The 19,842-nt window shown below is 47.5% G+C and carries 19 protein-coding genes; 5 read left to right on the forward strand and 14 right to left on the reverse strand.

Annotation, left to right across the window (positions count from 1 at the left end; genetic code table 11):
- Positions 1–108 precede the first annotated feature (108 nt).
- From ABUE30_RS10240 to ABUE30_RS10270, 7 genes are all read right to left on the reverse strand, one after another.
- Entirely contained in the window at positions 109–1,956 is a 1,848-nt protein-coding gene (locus ABUE30_RS10240; RefSeq protein WP_408623670.1) for a methyl-accepting chemotaxis protein, read from the reverse strand.
- Between the two features lie 239 nt (positions 1,957–2,195).
- Entirely contained in the window at positions 2,196–4,046 is a 1,851-nt protein-coding gene (locus tag ABUE30_RS10245; protein ID WP_408623671.1) for a methyl-accepting chemotaxis protein, read from the reverse strand.
- Positions 4,047–4,364: 318 nt separating this feature from the next.
- Positions 4,365–5,300, reverse strand: a complete 936-nt coding sequence (ylqF, locus tag ABUE30_RS10250; protein ID WP_408623672.1) for a ribosome biogenesis GTPase YlqF — start codon at positions 5,298–5,300, stop codon at positions 4,365–4,367.
- Between the two features lie 31 nt (positions 5,301–5,331).
- A complete protein-coding gene (locus ABUE30_RS10255) occupies positions 5,332–5,694 on the reverse strand; it encodes a DUF2750 domain-containing protein (RefSeq protein WP_408623673.1) in 363 nt (120 codons plus the stop codon).
- A 113-nt stretch (positions 5,695–5,807) separates the two neighbouring features.
- A complete protein-coding gene (locus ABUE30_RS10260) occupies positions 5,808–6,767 on the reverse strand; it encodes a nickel/cobalt transporter (RefSeq protein ID WP_408623674.1) in 960 nt (319 codons plus the stop codon).
- The gene (locus ABUE30_RS10265; RefSeq protein WP_408623675.1) at positions 6,764–7,393 is read right to left on the reverse strand and encodes a DUF1007 family protein; all 630 of its coding nucleotides are present in this window, start codon (positions 7,391–7,393) and stop codon (positions 6,764–6,766) included. Before ABUE30_RS10265 ends, ABUE30_RS10260 begins: the two co-directional genes overlap by 4 nt.
- Positions 7,394–7,455: 62 nt before the next feature.
- The gene (locus ABUE30_RS10270; protein ID WP_408623676.1) at positions 7,456–8,064 is read right to left on the reverse strand and encodes a LysE/ArgO family amino acid transporter; all 609 of its coding nucleotides are present in this window, start codon (positions 8,062–8,064) and stop codon (positions 7,456–7,458) included.
- A 98-nt stretch (positions 8,065–8,162) separates the two neighbouring features.
- Here ABUE30_RS10270 and ABUE30_RS10275 point away from each other — a divergent pair, with 98 nt between their 5' ends.
- Together ABUE30_RS10275 and ABUE30_RS10280 are read left to right on the forward strand one after the other, a co-directional pair.
- Complete coding sequence (locus tag ABUE30_RS10275) at positions 8,163–9,056, forward strand: LysR family transcriptional regulator ArgP (RefSeq protein WP_408623677.1); 894 nt, start codon at positions 8,163–8,165, stop codon at positions 9,054–9,056.
- Between the two features lie 82 nt (positions 9,057–9,138).
- Entirely contained in the window at positions 9,139–10,290 is a 1,152-nt protein-coding gene (locus tag ABUE30_RS10280; protein ID WP_408623679.1) for a glycerate kinase, read from the forward strand.
- Between the two features lie 31 nt (positions 10,291–10,321).
- On the opposite strand, the gene ABUE30_RS10285 is transcribed toward ABUE30_RS10280, so the two are convergent.
- The gene (locus ABUE30_RS10285; protein ID WP_408623680.1) at positions 10,322–10,891 is read right to left on the reverse strand and encodes a GNAT family N-acetyltransferase; all 570 of its coding nucleotides are present in this window, start codon (positions 10,889–10,891) and stop codon (positions 10,322–10,324) included.
- A gap of 111 nt (positions 10,892–11,002) precedes the next feature.
- Positions 11,003–11,539 carry a hypothetical protein gene (locus ABUE30_RS10290; RefSeq protein WP_408623681.1) on the reverse strand — a complete coding sequence of 179 codons (537 nt, stop codon included), beginning with the start codon at positions 11,537–11,539 and terminating at the stop codon, positions 11,003–11,005.
- A 388-nt stretch (positions 11,540–11,927) separates the two neighbouring features.
- On the opposite strand from ABUE30_RS10290, the gene ABUE30_RS10295 reads away from it, so the two are divergent.
- From ABUE30_RS10295 to ABUE30_RS10305, 3 genes are all read left to right on the forward strand, one after another.
- Positions 11,928–12,173, forward strand: coding sequence for a hypothetical protein (locus tag ABUE30_RS10295; RefSeq protein ID WP_408623682.1), 246 nt, complete (start codon positions 11,928–11,930; stop codon positions 12,171–12,173).
- Positions 12,174–12,437: 264 nt separating this feature from the next.
- Positions 12,438–13,112, forward strand: coding sequence for a response regulator transcription factor (locus ABUE30_RS10300; protein WP_408623683.1), 675 nt, complete (start codon positions 12,438–12,440; stop codon positions 13,110–13,112).
- 2 nt (positions 13,113–13,114) lie between these two features.
- Positions 13,115–14,413: a sensor histidine kinase gene (locus ABUE30_RS10305; protein ID WP_408623684.1), complete on the forward strand. Its 1,299-nt coding sequence runs from the start codon at positions 13,115–13,117 to the stop codon at positions 14,411–14,413.
- A 14-nt stretch (positions 14,414–14,427) separates the two neighbouring features.
- On the opposite strand, the gene ABUE30_RS10310 is transcribed toward ABUE30_RS10305, so the two are convergent.
- The 5 genes from ABUE30_RS10310 to ABUE30_RS10330 all read right to left on the reverse strand — a co-directional run bounded on the left by ABUE30_RS10310 (position 14,428) and on the right by ABUE30_RS10330 (position 19,837).
- On the reverse strand, positions 14,428–14,595 hold the full coding sequence (locus tag ABUE30_RS10310; protein WP_408623685.1) for a hypothetical protein: 168 nt from the start codon (positions 14,593–14,595) through the stop codon (positions 14,428–14,430).
- Between the two features lie 386 nt (positions 14,596–14,981).
- Positions 14,982–15,335 (reverse strand): hypothetical protein, encoded by a 354-nt coding sequence (locus ABUE30_RS10315; protein ID WP_408623686.1) that lies wholly within the window; start codon positions 15,333–15,335, stop codon positions 14,982–14,984.
- Positions 15,336–15,421: 86 nt separating this feature from the next.
- The gene (gene ilvA, locus ABUE30_RS10320; RefSeq protein ID WP_408623687.1) at positions 15,422–16,948 is read right to left on the reverse strand and encodes a threonine ammonia-lyase, biosynthetic; all 1,527 of its coding nucleotides are present in this window, start codon (positions 16,946–16,948) and stop codon (positions 15,422–15,424) included.
- Between the two features lie 50 nt (positions 16,949–16,998).
- Positions 16,999–18,837, reverse strand: a complete 1,839-nt coding sequence (gene ilvD / locus ABUE30_RS10325; protein ID WP_408623688.1) for a dihydroxy-acid dehydratase — start codon at positions 18,835–18,837, stop codon at positions 16,999–17,001.
- A gap of 76 nt (positions 18,838–18,913) precedes the next feature.
- Complete coding sequence (locus ABUE30_RS10330) at positions 18,914–19,837, reverse strand: branched-chain amino acid transaminase (RefSeq protein ID WP_408623689.1); 924 nt, start codon at positions 19,835–19,837, stop codon at positions 18,914–18,916.
- Positions 19,838–19,842 lie beyond the last annotated feature (5 nt).

Below are 19,842 nucleotides of genomic sequence, written 5' to 3' on the forward strand. Positions count from 1 at the left end.
ATTCTACCAAGCTACCGGGACAATACCAATGCTTGCATCATGCCAAAGCGCTGCGAAAGGTTGAGGCACTTAGGCGATACTCTGTCCAAGGCATTCTATCTTATTCAATTACAGAGTAAATTGCATCACTTGAGCGTGCAGACTCTCGGCAATTCGATTGAGCGAATGCGCCTGCTTAGCACTGTCATTGGATTGATGGTGCAGCGTATTGGACACGTCCGATATTGCTTGTGTATTGCAAGTGATATCCTCAGATACGGCCCGTTGCTGCTCGGCGGCGCTCGCAATTTGGGTCGCCATGTCGTTAATCTGAGTGATGGACTCGGCGATGGCATCTATGGCGTCAGTGGCTGCATGCGCCTCTTCGACGCTGTGACTGGCTCGTTGTTGGCTCTGCTTCATCATTGCAACGGTTGATTGGATACGTTGAGTGAAGCGGGCGAGCAGTTCAGCAATGTTAGCTGTGGAACTTTGTGTGCGTTGAGAGAGGTTGCGCACTTCATCAGCGACGACGGCGAACCCCCGGCCATGCTCGCCCGCGCGCGCGGCTTCAATGGCGGCATTGAGGGCCAACAGATTGGTTTGTTCGGCAATATCATGAATGGTCTGTAAGATCGTACCAATTTCTTGGTTATCTTGTTCAAGTTGCTGGACATTAGCGCCGGTGACTTCTAACTGCTCGGCTAATTCAATGATCTGCTGTTGGTTGGTTTGAATTAACTGCCGGCCTTGTTCACATGACTGACGACTTTCAGTCACGGTACTCGCGGTCAGCCCTGCATGATTGGCTACTTCGTTGGCGGTGGCACTCATCTGTTGCAAGGCGGTGGCTATCAAGGTGACATCTTGTTGCTGCTGGTGAAGTGATTGCGCTGATTGGCTCGCAACCTGCGCACTTTGGTTGGCACTCTCTTTGAGTGCGGCTGTGTCATTGCTGATCGCGAGCATGATGCTATGCAGACGATATAAGACCTTATCAAAACTCCTTGATAGCAAGCCGATTTCATCTTGACGGCCTTGGTCGAGGCGCTGAGTAAGATCCGCTTTGCCCTGCGCGAGTTCATCGACGGCTTTGTGCAGTTGTTTAAGCGGGTTAAAAGCAGCGATAATTGTCCAATAAAGCGCCGCGGCAACGATTAAAAAGCTGATAAGGCCATACCAGATGGCTTGCTGCATACTATGTTCAATACTGGCAAAAGCAATGGCTTTGGGGTAGCTCAACATGAGATACCACGGTGTGTTGGCGATAGCGGTAAGCTGCACCAAACTTGGCTGCATTGCAACATTTGCATGGGTAAGGATGTTGTTTTTACCTAGCGAGCGAGCTGAAAGTTCAGGGCTCAATTGATGCAGTGATTTGAGTAACCATTGTGGATGTGATGAGACTAATATTTTACCCGTTTGATCCAGTAAAAAAGCTTGCCGTGATTCATTCGTTAGTGATTTGATCTGTTTGACCATGGTGTTTAAGGATAAATCAACCGCGATCACCCCATCGTCTGTTTTTTTGGCTAACGTCATGACCAGCTCACCGCTGGCCGCATCATGATAAGGCGCTGACATATAGAGGTTAACAGTTTGCGCCTGTTGGTACCAAGGCCGTAGTCTTGGGTCGTAGCCATCAGGTTTATGGTAGTTTGGGTCGCCCGTAATCATTTGACCTTGCGCGGATCCAAAATAGACCAGACTAAAATTTCCGGAGCGCTGCGCTTGCCATAATGCATCAGTAAAATGCTGATCATGGGGTAATGTGCTAATGGTATTTAAAATTCTCATTTTTGTTTGTAACCAAACGTGCATTTGCAGTGCGGTAGTTTGGCCACTTTGCTGAGCTTGAGCGGCTAATTCATCTGTGAGATTACGCTTGAGTTGGACGGTTTGTAGCGCAATTTGCGCTGAACCTAAAAGTATGAGAATGACAACAACGGTGAGCGTTAAACGATGTTTAATGGACATAAATAGTGTATCCCTAATCCTTGGTTACTGCGTTACACGGTGTTATTTCCAAAGGCTGAACTGACGTGGACAGTTCAGTTTATCGTCTGTCTTCAGGGGCAGATTCATTGTTAATACTAAGGACTAATGGCAGCAATTTTAACTACATTATTAATAAAAGCGTTTGTTTGGTGAATATCTATGCAAATTATAGCGTTTTGGGCCTACATACGCTCTGGTAGGCCCCAGATGAGTTGGTGTCAGAGGACGAATTGGGCCATTTCAGTGGTGAGTCGCTGGGCAATCTGGCGCAGTTCTTGAGCTTGTGCATCGTTACTTTGTGCGTGCGTTTGTAAGGTATCACAGGCCTGTTCAATGACGCTGCTATTGTCGCGCACCTTAATAGTTGATTGATGCTGTTGATCAGCAGCGCTGCTAATTTGGGTGGCCATATCTTGGATTTTTTCAATGGTATCATTGATATGATCTAATGCTTCGGTAGCCGCGCTTGCTTCCTCAATACTTAACTGGGCATGTTGACGACTCGCTTTCATGGCATTGGCGGTTCGTTGAGTATGATGCTGCAATTGGTTCAAAACTGAGTGGATTTCATCGGTGGATTCATGGGTACGAGCCGAGAGTTTACGTACTTCATCGGCGACCACGGCAAAACCGCGGCCATGATCGCCTGCGCGAGCCGCTTCGATGGCCGCATTCAGTGCCAGCAAATTAGTTTGCTCGGCGATCCCTTGAATAATCGCTAGGATATCGGTGATTTGATGGCTGCTATTTTCAAGATCACTCATACTTAACGCGTTATTTTCAAGCTGCTCTGCAAGCTCTTCAATTTGTTCTTGATTACGTGCAATAACGGCTTTTCCAGATGCACAAGCCGCCCGCGAGGTTTGCACTGTCATCCCAGTTCGCTCAGCGTTTTCGGCGACGTGGCGAGCGCTGTCCGTGATTTCGTTAAATGAGTCGGTCATTGCGCTGATTTGCTGGCGTTGGCTCTGCGCCGAGTCCGATGATTGTCCCGCATAGTGGGTCACTTGCTCAGCGTGCTCAAGAAGTCGCACTGAATCGCGTTGGATCCCCGCTAACAGCTTGTGTAAACGAGTCAAAAAGATATCCACACTGTTACCAAGCTGGCCAATTTCATCGCGTCGTTTTAAATTTAATCGTAAGGTTAAATTGGCATCTCCTTGCCCTAACTCGTCGATTGCCAGCTGCAGTTGTTTGAGTGGTCGAAATGAAAATGAAATCAACGTGTACATCACTAGGGCCACCACAATAAACATGATCGCGTTATAGCGCAAACTCGCCATCAATCGGTCATGGACCTCAGCATAGGCTATGTTTTTATCAAAACTTATCGCCACTGACCAATGGCTATGCGGAATATGAGAGAAGCTTAACAATACCTCTTTTTTGTCGATTTTAGCGGCAATTAACTGATGTTGTTTGGCGTTGATCAGCTTTTTGGTGAGCTGTTTATCCAACTCACTGATGCTATGTTCAATCCATTTTGCCTTTGGGTAGACCAATATGGTGCCATCATCTGAGACCATAAATGCGGTGACTCGATTATTGCTGACAGCGCTCATTTGGGTCTTAATGGTCGTGAGCGGCAAATCGGCGGCAAATACGCTGTTATTGTTCTTAATCGCTATGGTCATCACCATCTTACCGTCTGTTCCCGTGTATGGCTGCGAAAAATAGGGACTTTGCTGCTGGGCTCCCATATACCAAATACGCACGCGTGGATCGTAACCGTAGGGGATCTCATAATTGGGATCGCCGGCCACCATTTGCCCTTGTTCGTTGCCATAATAAACACTCGAAAATCCAGCTGCTTTTTGGGTTTGATAAAGCTCCAATTGGAAGTCTTGGTTTTTCGGCGATTTATCGGTCACTGCTTGCAGCGCACTCACTTTATCATCAAGCCACGTTGATAGCTGTGTCGCAATGGTTGACGAGAGTTGTTTCGCTTGGTGGTTGAGTGTTTTGGTTACATCATGCTTTAAGCTTTCCACTTGTTGCCAAGTTTGAACGACAGACAATGCTGCCAGCACGACAATGACGGCAATAACGAGTTTGTGCTTGATTGACATAGTGACTTCCATACAGCAAAAGGAAACGTCATCGACAATATTGATACCATCACATGCAGGCTGCTTTTGCCTAACTTGTCAGTACGCGGCTGTGTTTAGATCAAAATTGCGATGATTGACGGCGACAGCCTAACCAGTCTATATGTTATTTTTGTGACAAATGGCTGATGGTTTGACGACATCATCGGTTTCCATGATTTAGCACAAGTGCAATGGATGGCTGGGTATTGAATAGGGAAGGGAGTACTCATGTTGTTAATCGATAACTCATCAAGTGAGCGCACAAGAGGCTAGTGGCAAGCCCCTTGCAAACGAGGGTTAACGACGTCGATTTCGGGCCTTTGCTCGGCGCTCACGATCATGAATTTTCTTTTTCGCCACCTTTTCTTCTCGTAGCGCGGCAAAATGCAGCTCTTCAACTTCAATCTGCGAAGGCATTTCTAGGGTAATCGGGCCCAGTTTGCCATCGCGCAACTCATTGAGCAAAATGGTAGCGGCTTTGGTGTAATCCACGTGTCCCCCGCGAACTAAACAACCGCGCTGACGCCCGAGTGTTTCTAACAAGTCAATTTCATCCACGGGTAATTGTGGCCAGTTATAGCGACTTTGTAAACGCTGCGGATAGTGGCTGAGCAAATATTCGCCCATGAATGCGGCGACATCATCATGACTCATTGCCGTGTCTTTAATTGCGCCACTGGCAGCGAGTCGATAGCCGCTGTTTTCATTATCAAATTTTGGCCACAGAATGCCCGGAGTGTCCAGCAAGGTGATATAACCATCCAAGCGGATCTTTTGTTGCGTTTTGGTGACAGCGGGCTCGTTGCCCGTTTTGGCGATAATGCGCCCAGCTAGGGTATTGATTAGAGTGGACTTACCCACGTTGGGAATGCCACAAATGAGTGTCGTGATGGGCTTATCAGCACTGCCTCGCTGTGGCACCATGTCACGAATCAACGCCAGTAGTAAAGGGATCTGCCCCTGCTTTTGTTGATCCATTGGCAATGCCCGCACACCTTGGGTTTGCTCGAGATAATCCACCCAAACTTGGGTTTGGTCGGGGTCTGCTAAATCGCTTTTGTTGAGGATCTTAAGACACGGTTTTTCACCGCGCAGCTCACTGACTAGCGGATTATTACTGCTAAATGGGAGCCGAGCATCAAGTACCTCGATCACTAAGTCGACCTGCGGCATCACCTCGCGGATCTGTTTTTGGGCCTTATGCATGTGACCGGGATACCACTGAATGGCCATGTCTGTCTCCTTTGTTTGGGTACTATTTAACTTAACGACGATTAATCGCTTCTGCCAAATCACTTGGACTTTCCACTAAGCTTTCTGCATCAAGACTTGGGCCTACGGCTAAGTAGTAACCGTCTTCAGTCATGCCGGGTACCCAACGTGATAAAAATGCACTTAAATCAATGGCTAATGGTTCACAATGGGCGTGCTCTTCAGTTGCCCATGCCTCGGCAGTGTCAGCATCTGGCCAAATCGGCAAACAGTGCTCTTCATCACTAGAAACCATAATGCAGCCTTGGTCGTCTTTTAGTGTCCATATGGTATGAGTTCGGCGAATCGCTGCTAATGTCAGTTGATAGCGTACGTCACTTGATTGCTGGTAAAAGCTTTGTTTTGGGTCACTCATGGTTATATTTCCTAGCAGTGCTCATTGGGATGCGAATTGTAGCAGAACGATTGCGTCACTGCCGCTGGATTTAGTGGTTTTATAATTAGGCAAGCTTTGTCGCCACGGTGCAGCTAATGGACTAAAAAGCCAGGCATCCCTGCCATTGGAGGCATTTGATAAAGAGTGACGCCTAACAGAATGAGGATCAGTGCGCCTAATGCGGCGGGCAGAGCCGTTAACATTGGATGCGGTTTATGATTCCCATAGGCTTTGCTCAATAACCCGCGAGCCGTGACGGTTAACGCTGCCAGCAAGGATGTCGTGCTCCCGGTCCCGATAGCCATGACAAGTGCACTGGCAACGCCAATCCAATAGATCCCCATAAGCGCCGAGACGGTCAGAACTAAGAGGGCGCCACTGCAAGGGCGGGCCCCGATACTAACGATTAATGCGACATAATCGCGCCAATGGGATGCTTTGGCTAACTGCGTTGGCGAAATAGCATGGGCGTGACCACAGCCACATTGTGCGGCTGGACGAAAAGGTTGTTGCAGCGCTGAAACTGGTTTGATAGGCGCAAATTGGCGGTAATGGGTTCGCTTAGGCAGGCTTTTTCTGATGGCCTGAATGGCTAACCAAATCCCTAAAGCGATCACCAATAAGCTATTAAAATGAATAATGTTCAGAGCATTGTTATTCACCTGATGGGCGGTCTGGGTCAGAACAAAACGCAGCAATGTCACAATGCTGATGGCCACCACCGCTTGCATTATCGCCGCGGCCATTGTCAACATCAGGCTGGTTTTGAGCTGAGCTCGATGGGTGGCTAAATAGCTGGACATCACCACTTTACCATGGCCTGGCCCAACGGCGTGAAACACCCCATAGACGAGGCTCAGCGCAATGAGCATCCAAGCGGCGTGCCATTGGTGATCACTGAGCTCGACTAATAGGGTATCGAAATGGCTATAGATCTGCTGTTGGGCCTGCATACTCGTCAATAACAAAACGGGCCAATACTGCCAGATCGCGGCCAGTAGTAAAATGGCAGCCACAAGGGCTAGCAAACGATTTGAAAGAGTCGATTTCATGGTGAGCAGCGAATATCCAATTTTTGGGTGAAAAGTTGCCCTAACTTATAATCAGGGTCGGCATTGGCAGGTAGTGATAGCGCATAGTTGACTTCCTTGGGGGTGGGATGCGGTTTAATTAAATCAAGCTTACAGTGTCCCTGTAGTGCTTTGGCAAGATGAATCGATTTGGCATTGTCCCAATACATATCTACATAATAACTGGGATCGAAGATCAATAGTTGTAGTGGGTGGTTATCAAATGCTAACGGATGATCAAGCGGGATGGTGAAATAGAGAATATATTTTTTCTGTGGCATTGCGGCATGATACTCATGCACCATGCGAAAGCGTACGGGTTTTCCATCGCGATAAAAGTAGGTAAAAAAGTGATCCGGCAGCATATGGGCAATAATGCTGGCGCCTACTTTTTGTAGTGTAGCGTGACGGTGGGCCTTAGAGAGGTCTTCACCATCAAGTGTATAAGCGGTGGTGATGACATCAAAACTCCAGACCATTTTTAACCCAGTTATATGCTGACTATCGCCGAGAATCGTCGTTTGTTGCTCGATCCAAGAGTGTGGATGAGCATTCGCTATAGATGGGATGAATAGGACTAAAAAAACCAGTCGAAAAAATGGCCGCATGCAATGTTCAACGTTGCTAAAAATCACTATAACGTAACATAGACAAACCAATAAGCGAATGATTAATAGAGGTGCGCTAGCAGCTGCATGGCTAATATCAGTACTACCAGAGCAATCACGATATTAAGCAACTGCTGAGTGCGTGGACGGGACAACCATGGGGCCAAATAAGCCCCTGCACTGGCTAATAAAAAAAACCAACATAGGGATGCAGATACGCCGCCGATAATTAACCAAGGTCGAGCATGGGCGGGAATGCCGACTGCATAGCTGCCCCAAATTAAGAGCGTATCCAGATAGACATGTGGATTTAAGAGGGTAATGCCAAGCGTAGCCATGATGACTTGGCGGCGCTGACGCTGTTGGGCAGGTTCTGCGGATGATGGATAACTTGCCCGCCAAGCGCGACGCAGACATACCATGGCATAATAGAGCAAGAAGATACAGCCAGCTAAGATAAATAACTTCTCTAGCAGAGGATGACGAGTCAATAGCGAACCCAATCCATATACGGAAAGGCTGACTAAAAATAGATCGGCAAGCGTGCAAATGGTGGCCACTAGATAGTGATGTTGGCGATGGATCCCTTGGCTTAAGACAAATGCATTTTGCATCCCAATGGGCATGATAAGCCCTAGCATTAACAAATAGCCTTGAATAAATGTTCCCATCATTAACGTCCTTGTATGATTACTTGTTGGTATAGCTTACGAGGATTTATTTTTTAAGTTAAATTAATAATTCTAAAGTTATATTAGGAATACTAATAATGCGTTTTGACTACAAATTATTGCAGGCATTAGATGCGGTAGTCGCCGCCCAAAGTTTTGAACGGGCTGCGGCTCGATTGGCAATTAGCCAGTCGGCGGTGTCGCAGCGTATTCGTTTATTAGAGCAACAGTTAGGCGAGCCACTACTGGTGCGTAGTCAGCCACCGGTATGTACGTCGCGAGGACGGCAATTATTGGGGCATTATCAGCGGGTCGCCTTGCTTGAGCAGGAATTGGCTACACAAATCGATGACATCACCCATACGCCACTGCGGCTACCGATTGCGGTGAATGCTGACAGCTTAGCGACATGGCTACTGGATGCGTGTCATCCGTGGTTAATGAATGGCCAAATTGAACTGCATTTTAGCGTTGAAAACGAGGCATTGACCTGGCGTAAAATGCAATCGGGTGAAGTGCTAGGCGCGGTGACGAGCCGCGCTAAACCAGTCAGTGGTGCGCAGAGCACCTATTTGGGGCATTTAACCTATCTGTGTGTTGCGTCAGCGGAATTTAAAGCGCGTTATTTTCCGCACGAGGCCCCTTCAATTGCGCAGCTACGCGTCGCGCCAGCGATAGCCTATGATCAGCGCGACGATATGCACTTTCAATACATAGATCGTTTCTTTGGCTTAAAGTCAGGTGATTACCCATGTCATACGGTACGATCTTCAGAAGCCTTTGTTAGTATGGCAACCGCTGGGTATGCCTATTGCATGATTTCCCGTCAGCAAATTGTTAAACAGCTTGCTAGCGCTGAGCTCATCGATCTATTGCCTGAGCACCATTTATCGGTGCCCTTGTATTGGCATGATTGGCTATTTGCGGGAACGCAGATGAAGGCTATTCGTGAGCATCTGGTCAAAGTGGCCAAAGATTGGCTGGATCAATAATGGCTCGCGCTTTTGAGCATAATTAGCCTAAACTGAAGATAGCCGTGAAATATGAATGTTATTTCTCAAGGAGAGCTACCCCATGAAAATTGTCGTTGCCCCAGATTCGTTCAAAGAAAGCTTGTCTGCTCCGCATGCGGCCAAGGCGATTATTGACGGATTTTCCCAAATTTATCCAGATGCTGACTATCATGCGCTTCCTTTAGCGGATGGTGGTGAGGGCACTGTCGCAGCCCTTGTGACCGCCAGTGGTGGCAAAGTGGTGCGCTGCTTAGTACATGGTGCGAGGATGACCGATGTGGATAGTTTTTTTGGGATGCTCAGTGATGGTAAAACGGCCGTTATTGAAGTGGCCGCAGCTTGTGGTTTAGAGCAATTGGCCAGCGCACTGCGCAATCCACGTTTAACCACCAGTTTTGGTGTTGGCGAATTAATTTTGGCCGCGCTTGATCAAGGCGCTGAACATTTGCTGGTGGGATTGGGCGGCACGGCTAGTAATGATGCAGGGGCGGGCATGTTACAAGCGTTAGGTGCGCATTTGCTTGATGGCAATGGTAAAGAGTTAGCGCCAGGCGGCGCGGCGCTTTCGCAACTTGCCCGCATCGATTTAAGTAACTTAGACCCACGTCTACAATCGCTGGATATAGAGGTTGCCTTTGATGTGAGTAATCAATTGTGTGGTCCCAATGGGGCAAGTTTTGTGTTTGGCGCGCAAAAAGGGGCTGATTCACAAGGTATTATCGAGCTTGATAGCGCATTAAATCATTTTGCTCGACGCTGCCAAGAGCAACTTGATGTGGATTTACTCAACATTGAAGGTGGCGGCGCAGCCGGTGGGTTGGGCGCGGCTTTTAGCGGGCTACTGGGGGCAAAACTTCGACCCGGTGTGGACTTGTTGATGGATGCGCTTGGAATTGATGAGATGTTGCAAGGCGCTGACTTAGTGATTACTGGCGAAGGCCGATTGGATGGTCAGTCTGCTTCCGGTAAAACACCCGTTGGTGTTGCCAAGCGAGCGGGCCAATTTGGGGTGCCTGTTGTGGCCATAGGCGGCTCGTTAGGGAGCGATTATCAGACACTCTATGCGTGTGGCATTGATGTTATTTTAAGTTGCATTAATCGCATTGATACACTGCCTGCAATCTTAGCAACCGCAGAGCAAGATCTTACCGAAGCTGCGCGTAATGTTGCGGCGCTTTGGCAGATAGCCCATCGTCATCAGGAGTCGTCGTAACCGATTAATTGGTGTTCCTGTGGATAATTTGTTAGTTAAATGCATGATCGTGCAGAGGATTAATCAATGAGGTTAGATGGTGGTCCTGCCATTGGTCATCCAGTTTTAAATAGGAACGGGCGAAGCCTTCTTGTTCAAACCCCAGATGTGCTAACAGTTTATGGGCGCGTTGATTGGCGGGTGGATAGCAGGCAATGATGCGGTGTAAATCTAACTCGCAAAATATATAGTTTAGCGTATGGCACAAGATCTCCTGCATAAGACCTTGTCCTTCGTAGTGGTTGTCAATCGCAAAGTGCAGGTAGCAACCTTTAAAGGCCCCCTCAGTGACGGCGGTAAAATTAGCCACTGCAAGCACGCATTGCTGATCTTGGCTTAAAGCCGAAAAGCAGAGTGCTCGGTCAGCTAAAAACTGTTCATAGATGGTTTCTAATCGCGTTTGCCAATATTCACTGGTGTAGTAACTTGCAGGACGCTTGGGGAACCAAGGTTTAAACTTTTGTCGGTTGCGCGCATAAAACTCAGCCAGCTGGGTGGCCTGTTCGGTACGTAAAATAGTGATAATGGCTCGATCACTAACCAAAGTAGGGACTTGCAACATACCTGTCTCATACCTGCAATTTTATTTTCTCTTGAGCCAAGCATAGTTGTTTAATAACAGGATTGCTGGACATTAGCGAACAAAATAATCCAATTATGGGGCGTAGTCAGGCTATCGAGATCCACTGAGCATCAATGTATAACTTAATTGTAATCGCTGTCGCCAACCGGTATAGCCCTGTGTTCTGCACAGCTGTTGGCGATCTAGTAGATAATAAGGTTGCAATTGGAATGCGCGTTGGTAGTGGCTATCTGAGAGTGCATAGCTTGCTTGCCAACGTGTTATCAACGAAATCGAGTTGAGTAAGATCAGGGGCTTTGACGGTGAGCTTATAAGCCACTGTGAGAGTTGTGCTGTGCTAAACGGTAGCGCAGCGTTAGGAAGCGCTACTAATAAAATATATTGATGACGCGCTTGACGGACCCCGATTTGCCAACAGCCATCTGGATCGCTACGAGTGCTCACTCGGATTGATGTGAGCCCGTCATACTGCATCTGATGAGGTTCTTTAGCCGAAGTTAGCCAGATAAGTTCAGCATCGCCAAGAGATTGACGTAGCTGTTGCCACTGATCCAATAGAGCCTGAGGCGGCGTAGCTGTTGATCCCATTGAGATGATCGACAGATCATCATTGTGAAATGAATCCATGCCTACTCCAACAGACTTAATTGATAGGGATCATTGTATATAAAGTGTAGTCGTAAAAATGTTTTTGACATTATTTCGACAAAGAAGCGAGTTCATTTGCTTTTACATGATAAAGACAATAAAACGGGTACATGAGCCACTGATGACAAAGCGTTAAATCGGTGTACTGGTCAAATGAGGTATCCCCATCAATCTATAGACATTTTTGTCAGTGAATGGTGCGCTGGCGCTACAGCGTATCGCTTTTTGTCTATCGGTATTCCCCTATCGTACTCATTTAATTAGATATTGTGATTGTCTGTCAGAGTCACTAGATTGGTCGCACTGGCACAGCCAACAGCATAGCTGAAGTGTGTCATCTTAAAACAATTATCATCAGGAGAATCCTATGAACATCAAAAAACTAACTTTACCTCTGATTGTAATGGCGGCGGCGATGTCTTTGGCGGCCTGTAATGACGATAAAGCTGATCAACCACAATCGAGCACGACGGCACCCAGTGGTCAAATGAATTCAACGCAAGACAACTCGCAAAACACCGTGGCGCCATCATCTGATTCAACGACCAATGGGGGAGCAAACAGCACCCCAATGGATAGCACTAACGGGAGTGCGCCAGCGACAAGCAACTAATTGCCGACTTGCTGAACGATTCAATTCTCAGTGATAGATTAGGGCGCCGATTAATGAGCGTCTAATACTGAAAAAAGCGCCGATGACACGGCGCTTTTTTATGAAGGAAAGGCAATACTACGAATCCCGTTTCGCTTCCTATGCATCCATGATGAGACGGCCTGTTTTTGACATTTTTTTAACGCTCAAACATGCCATAATGTTTTATGTGAGAAGGGGCTGTCGCTGTAAGCTTGCTGGCGTCATTTAGGATGAGTGACTATTATGAAATTACTGATTGTTGAAGACCATCAAGAGATTGCTGGGATTATTTTTGATTATTTTGAGGCCAGTGGTCATGTGCTTGATTATGCGCGTAATGGTCAACAAGGCTATGATTTGGCAAAAAATGGTTATTATGATGCGATCGTCTTAGATGTCATGTTGCCACGGATGGACGGTTGTACGGTTTGCCGTAAATTGCGTGAAGAAGGCATCGACACCCCCGTATTAATGCTCACCGCGCGCGATACCCGAGAAGATACATTGGCCGGTTTTGCTGGTGGCGCTGATGACTATTTGGTGAAACCCTTTGATTTGGAAATTTTAGAAGCACGCTTAAGTGCACTGACCCGACGTCGGCAAGGGGCTGTACAACCGAAACAATTGCAGTTTGCCGAGTTAACTCTCGATCTCAATCGACACGTATTGATCCGCCAATCATGCCAGTTTTCTTTGAACCCAAGTCAATTTAATTTATTAAAGCTATTAATGTTGCGTGCTCCTAATGTCGTCAGCAAAGCAGAACTTATCAACGTCTTATGGGGCGATGATGAGCCAGAGCGCAATGTTTTGCGTAGCCATATTTATCAACTCCGCCATCAAATGGATAAGCCATTTGCCAAACACTATTTGAAAACTGTCCCCAAAGTGGGCTATCAATTGGTCGATGAAGTTTAACCATGCGCCGTATTAAGACTGCCCGTCAGCTAACCTTTCGCTATTTTTCGTTGGTTGCAATCGCGATTATTGTGATCCATCTGAGTGTGTTTGATTCCACCATGGAAGGACTTGAGTTTCTCTATGCAAAAAATCAGATCTATGCTGCCAAGCAACTTGCTCAGCAAGAACTCAGACTCGATCAAAGCTCAAAGCGGTCTTTTTTTATTCAGCCTTATACTCATGTCTATATTGGGGATGAGTCGGTGCCTAAGACCTTTACCCTAGCTGCGGATTTTCCAGCCGAGCAAATTAAAGTGGTTTATGATCATATGAACCCACCTAATGAGCACTTTGCACTGAAGACAAAGTTGCTATATCACGGTAAATTGACCACGGCCTACTTGATTAATTTTGACAATGATTATGAGCTCACCGAAGGTGAAATATTGTGGACACAGAGTCGACAAGTGCTGTTGTCATTGGCCTTGTTGATTGCCAGCCTGGTGGTGGTACTGCGAATTTCAATGCGGCTGACATCACCGTTGACAACCCTTGCTGATGAGTTAAAAAAGCGTGGCGGACAAGACTTTAGCCCACTTGAACTGCCCAAAGGGTCTTCGACTCAAGAACTATTGCAGTTGGTCAATAGTATCAATGCCTATCGGCAGCATATTGCCGAGTTAATGGAACGTGAGCGCTCGTTTAATCGCTATGCCAGCCATGAGCTACGTACACCACTGACGGTGATCAAAGGGGCGATTGCGCTGCTAGATAAAAATCCCGATCCGAATTCGATTAAGCGTCAATCTTTGCGTTTAAAACATGCCAGTGATGAGATGAATGACTTTGTCACCACGCTCTTGTCATTAACGCGCGAAGAAGATGTCAACGCGCTATCGGATCGTGAAATTTCAGAGCAGGAGCTTGCTAATATCGCCATCGAGCATGAGTATCTGCTCCAAGAAAAACCGGTCAGCTGGCATATTGAACTCATCGAACCTGTCTCGCTAGTGATCCCCGAAACGAGTTTGAAAATTTTACTTGGTAATTTGGTCAAAAATGCCTTCGCCTGTACCGAACAAGGTAGCGTGCGAATTATTGCTGATCGTCAGAAGTTTCAAGTTATTGACACGGGGATAGGCCTTGAAAGCCAAGCCCGCAGTGGCCAAGGATTTGGTTTAGGGCTATTGATTGTCCGTGATATCTGCCATAAATTTGGTTGGCAATTCAGCCTTAATGCTATCCCCTCGGGAGGGTGTCAGGCGATGATACTATTGCATCCAGAAAGTACTCAGAAAACGTCTGATATCCCCAGCTAGCCACTGTGTTTTCTTTATGGATACTGGCGAGCTGTTGAGACTTGCTCATTGGCAACGCTTGAGGCTATTGCTGCCGGACAACATGCGGTCAGGATAGTTCGGTGCATATCGCCTGCGCTGATGGCGATAGCAATACGCAATGTGCTCTGATCCATATTCCCCCAGCAACCACTATTAACCATCAATCTTAATCCTCAATCTTTGAATGATATCCGATGTTTGAAACCACCCTTGTATCACGAAGTTTCATTTTTATTGATCAATAAGTTATAAAATAATTAACTGGGCGAGAGAGTCTGAAATCGCATATGGGCGGCCCGTCATTTACCCAAACTGAGACTTGTCTATTTTTTACTTTGGCGTCAAGTTCCTATTTGGTTGTGATCACAAGGATTGGTCGATATCAGCGCTAGCTTATGTTTAGCGGCTGATGGCCCTGTTAACGGCGGTCATGGCATTTCACTTATGAGATATCGCAGGTGAATTTATGGGCTGATTTTTTGCAATTATTGATGTAGAGCATTCAAATGATCGCAGCGCAGTGTGAAAACGCTGCGCGCTAGACTTTCTAATAATGTTCGTTACTAGAATTGGTGTTACGGGGTCGGCGGGTTATATAGGCGACTAGCATGACCAACAATAGTAGTGGAACCCAAAATGGCATGGTAAAAGCGGCTATAAAGGTTAGCACAATGCCGCCGATGATAAGTGCTGCACCTAGACTCATTAAGACCATCATGAGCAAAAATAATCCCATAATGAGGGCGCCAACCCATCCCAAAGCGCCAGAACTTAGAAAACTAAATTCATGGTCATAATAACTGTCGTGGCTGTAATACACCCAACTGGGATGAATATGTGCAAACTGCCAACCAAAATAAAATGCTCCAACAACGAGCAATAATAAGGCGATGACTTTCATGGCAAGTTAGCCTGACTATAGTGGTGAATGTCGGTTCAGTATAGCATGGCTGAAAAGCGCTGCCAGAGTAGACTGGCAGCGGCTGATTACAAAAAGAACTGGCAGGCTGGATTGTTGGTTTCACAATGATAATTAAAACCTATTTGGTCAAAATGCTCGGTCAGAGTGGCTAAATCTAGTCCATTGTCTTCAAAACCCACCAAGACTTGGCCATAGGCTGCCCCATGATTGCGATAATGGAACAAAGTAATATTCCACTTCGGCCCTAAGGTTTGTAAAAAACGTAATAGTGCCCTGGGTTGCTCGGCGAACTCAAAGCTAAATATATGTTCTTTGAGTGGTTTGGCTGCTTTTCCGCCAACCATGTAGCGCACATGTAGCTTGGCAATTTCATCATCGCTTAAATCAACCACTTGATAATCAGCTTGGCGCAGTGTGTCAATAATTTCATTGAGTTCTTGCTGGCGGTTGGTGACTTTGATGCCGACATAAATGTTGGCGCGATTAATGTCGCTATAGCGGTAGTTAAACTCGGTGATTGCTCGCCCGCCAAGGTATTCGACAAACTCTAGATAGGCGCCAACCCGCTCAGGAATGGTGACTGCTAAGATAGCTTCTTTTTTTTCACCGAGTTCACTGCGCTCGCTAATGTAGCGCAAATTGTGAAAATTCATATTCGCCCCAGACAAAATGCAGGCGAGTCGCTGACCACTGAGTTGATGGTCGCTGGTGTAACGTTTTAAGCCAGCCAGAGCCAGTGCACCAGAGGGCTCGGAGATGGCACGAGTATCTTCAAAAATATCTTGCATGGCTGCGCAGATCTCATCACTTGAAACGGTGACAACTTCATCAATATATTGCTGGCACAAGCGAAAAGTCTCTTTGCCAATTTGCCGCACAGCCACACCATCGGCAAATAGCCCAACTCGTTCAAGTAAAGTCGGTTGGCCTGCTGCCAGCGCCGCTTTTAAGCAGCAGCTTTCACTTGGTTCAACCGCGATCACTTTAATATGAGGGAGCAATTGTTTGATATAAACTGCGATTCCAGCAGCTAATCCACCGCCGCCAACGGGGACAAAAATCGCGTCTAAATGGCTGTCCTGATCCAGTAGCTCCTTGCCAATCGTGCCTTGACCGGCGATGATGTCGGGGTCATCAAAGGGGGGAATCATGGTATAGCCGTGCTGCTGCATCAACTGCTGACAGTGGCTACTGGCTTCGTCAAAATTTTCACCGACCAGGATGACTTCGGCACCATGGGCGCGCACTGAGGTCACTTTAATATCCGGGGTGGTAATTGGCATCACAATGGTGGCGCGAATGCCTAATCGCTTTGCCGATAGCGCCACACCTTGGGCGTGGTTACCTGCCGATGCGGCAATGACCCCACGGGCTTTTTGCTCATCATTTAACTGGGCAATTTTGTTATAGGCGCCGCGCAGCTTAAAGGAATGAACTGGCTGGGTATCTTCGCGTTTAATAAAGATAGAATTACCTAGGCGATCGCCCAAACGTGTCATCGCCTGTAGCGGGGTAAATTGGGCAACTTCATAGACAGGCGATAGCAGGATTCGGCGCAGATAATCGTTGGCCGACACAAGGGATTCTTGCATAACAACACTCAATAGTCAGGCTCTGGCTGGTTTCAGCCAGAGCGCGAGGGTTAGTCCAATTTGCTCTTGTCACGTACCGCACCTTTATCAGCGCTGGTGGCAAAATGGGCATACATTTTTAACGCAGTCGAAACTGGGCGCTGGCGATTGGCCGGTTTCCAGCCCTGGGCATTCTTATCGGCACGGCGTTTGGCAAGTGTTGATGCATCCACATCTAAAACAATGCTTCGCGCAGGGATATCAATCACGATGCGATCGCCGGCTTCAACAAGGCCAATGGTGCCGCCACTAGCCGCTTCTGGCGAAACGTGACCTATGGATAAACCGGACGTTCCGCCAGAGAAACGGCCATCAGTAATCAGTGCGCAGGCTTTGCCCAAACCAATTGATTTAAGATAACTGGTCGGATAGAGCATCTCTTGCATGCCTGGGCCGCCTTTAGGGCCTTCATAGCGAATGACCACCACGTCGCCAGCTTTCACTTTGCCATTTAAGATCCCATCCACGGCGGCTTCTTGGCTTTCAAACACCACGGCTGGACCTTGGAAGGTAAAGTTGGACTCATCAACCCCAGCTGTTTTTACCACACAGCCATCAAGTGCAAGGTTGCCACTTAATACGGCCAAACCACCTTCTTGGGTGTAGGCATGTTCGATATCACGAATACAACCATTGGCACGATCTATATCAAGTGCTGGCCAGCGGCAGTCTTGGCTAAAGGCCTTGGTGGTTCGAATGCCAGCAGGGCCTGCGCGAAAGAAGGTTTTCACTGCGTCATCATCGCTTTGCATTACATCCCATTTGGCGAGCGTATCAGCAAGGGTTTCACCGAGCACATTGGTGACGCTAGTATCGATTAAGCCGGCGCGATCTAACTCGCCGAGCAAAGCTACAATGCCGCCCGCGCGATGAACATCTTCCATATGATAAAGCTGATTGGATGGTGCCACTTTACAAAGATGTGGCACTTTACGCGATAGCGCATCCATATCGCTCATAGTGAAATCAACCTCTGCTTCTTGCGCGACAGCCAGCAAATGCAGTACCGTATTGGTTGAGCCACCCATGGCGATATCCAGCGCCATAGCATTGGTAAACGCCGCGTAATTGGCAATATTACGCGGTAATACTGAAGCATCATCTTGCTCATAATAGCGTTTGGCCAGCGCGACGATTCGTTTGCCCGCATTCACAAAAAGATCGCGACGATCAACATGGGTTGCGAGCATCGAGCCGTTCCCCGGTTGTGATAATCCCAGCGCCTCGGTTAGACAGTTCATTGAGTTGGCGGTGAACATGCCCGAGCAGCTGCCACACGTTGGGCAAGCACTGCGCTCCACTTGTTCGCTTTGTTCATCGGTAATTTTACTGTCTGCGGCCATCACCATGGCATCGACTAAGTCGAGTTTGATGATTTGATCCGACAATTTGGTTTTACCCGCTTCCATTGGCCCGCCAGAGACAAATATAACTGGAATATTTAGGCGCATCGCGGCCATCAGCATCCCTGGGGTGATTTTGTCGCAGTTGGATATACACACCATCGCATCAGCGCAGTGAGCATTGACCATATATTCAACTGAATCCGCAATCAGATCGCGTGATGGCAGTGAGTAGAGCATTCCGCCATGACCCATGGCAATGCCGTCATCAACAGCAATGGTGTTAAATTCTTTGGCAATTCCCCCCGCTTCGTAGATGGCATCACTGACCAGGGTGCCTAAATCTTTAAGATGAACGTGACCGGGGACAAACTGGGTATAGGAATTAACGACTGCAATAATGGGTTTGCCAAAGTCTTCTTCTTTGGTCCCTGTCGCGCGCCATAGGGCTCTTGCTCCGGCCATATTGCGCCCTTCGGTGGTTGTGGCACTACGCAATTTTGGCATAATTCGATCCTTTTATTATCGATGGATGGCACAAAAAAACCGGAAGGTTATACAACACATCCGGTTATTTAAGCGATTAAATAAAGTCAAGCCAGCCTTCGCTGTCTTCAGTTTCACCGTTGAATAGACCAAAGAAGGCGGTTTGCAGTTGTTTGGTCACCGGGCCACATTTGCCTGCGCCAACTTGTTGTCTATCGACGCTGCGTACCGGGGTGATTTCAGCGGCGGTGCCACACATAAATACTTCATCGGCCAGATAGAGCGCTTCGCGGGCGATGTTTTGTTCAACCACTTCCAGATCTAAACGCTTGGCTAAATGAGCGATCGTATCACGGGTGATCCCTGGTAAGATACCAGCGCTCAGTGGTGGCGTATACAGTTTGCCTTTTTTCACTAAGAATACGTTTTCACCGGAACCTTCACTGAGCAGACCGTTGACATCTAGCGCTAAGCCTTCGGCATAGCCGTGGCGGTGTGATTCTTCGTTGATAAGCTGCGATGAAAGGTAATTACCGCCGGCTTTGGCTCCAGACGGCAAGGTATTAGGCGCCACCCGGTTCCAAGAACTGACACACACGTCAATCCCTTGTTCTAAGGCTTCTTCACCCAAATAAGCACCCCACTGCATTGATGCGACCATCACTTCACAGTTTTTGCCTTGCGCCGAGCCGACGCCTAAGCCAACATTACCCGCGAAAATCAATGGTCGAATATAGGCACTTTCAAACCCATTAACGCGCAAGTTTTCACGAATTGCTTCTTCAACTTGCTCTTGGGTATAGGGTTGTTTCAAACGATAGATTTTTGCTGAATCGAATAACCGCTGAATATGGTCTTGCAGACGAAACACGGCTGTGCCTTTGTGCGTTTTATAAGCTCGGATCCCTTCAAAGACGGAAGTCCCATAATGCAACGCGTGGCTTAACACACTAACGGTCGCTTGATGTTCTGGAACGTGTTCACCATTGAACCATATAAGAGATGATTTTGAGTCTGACATGTGCT

This window comes from Celerinatantimonas yamalensis (assembly GCF_046054155.1).
GTDB classification, from domain to species: Bacteria; Pseudomonadota; Gammaproteobacteria; order Enterobacterales; family Celerinatantimonadaceae; genus Celerinatantimonas; species Celerinatantimonas yamalensis.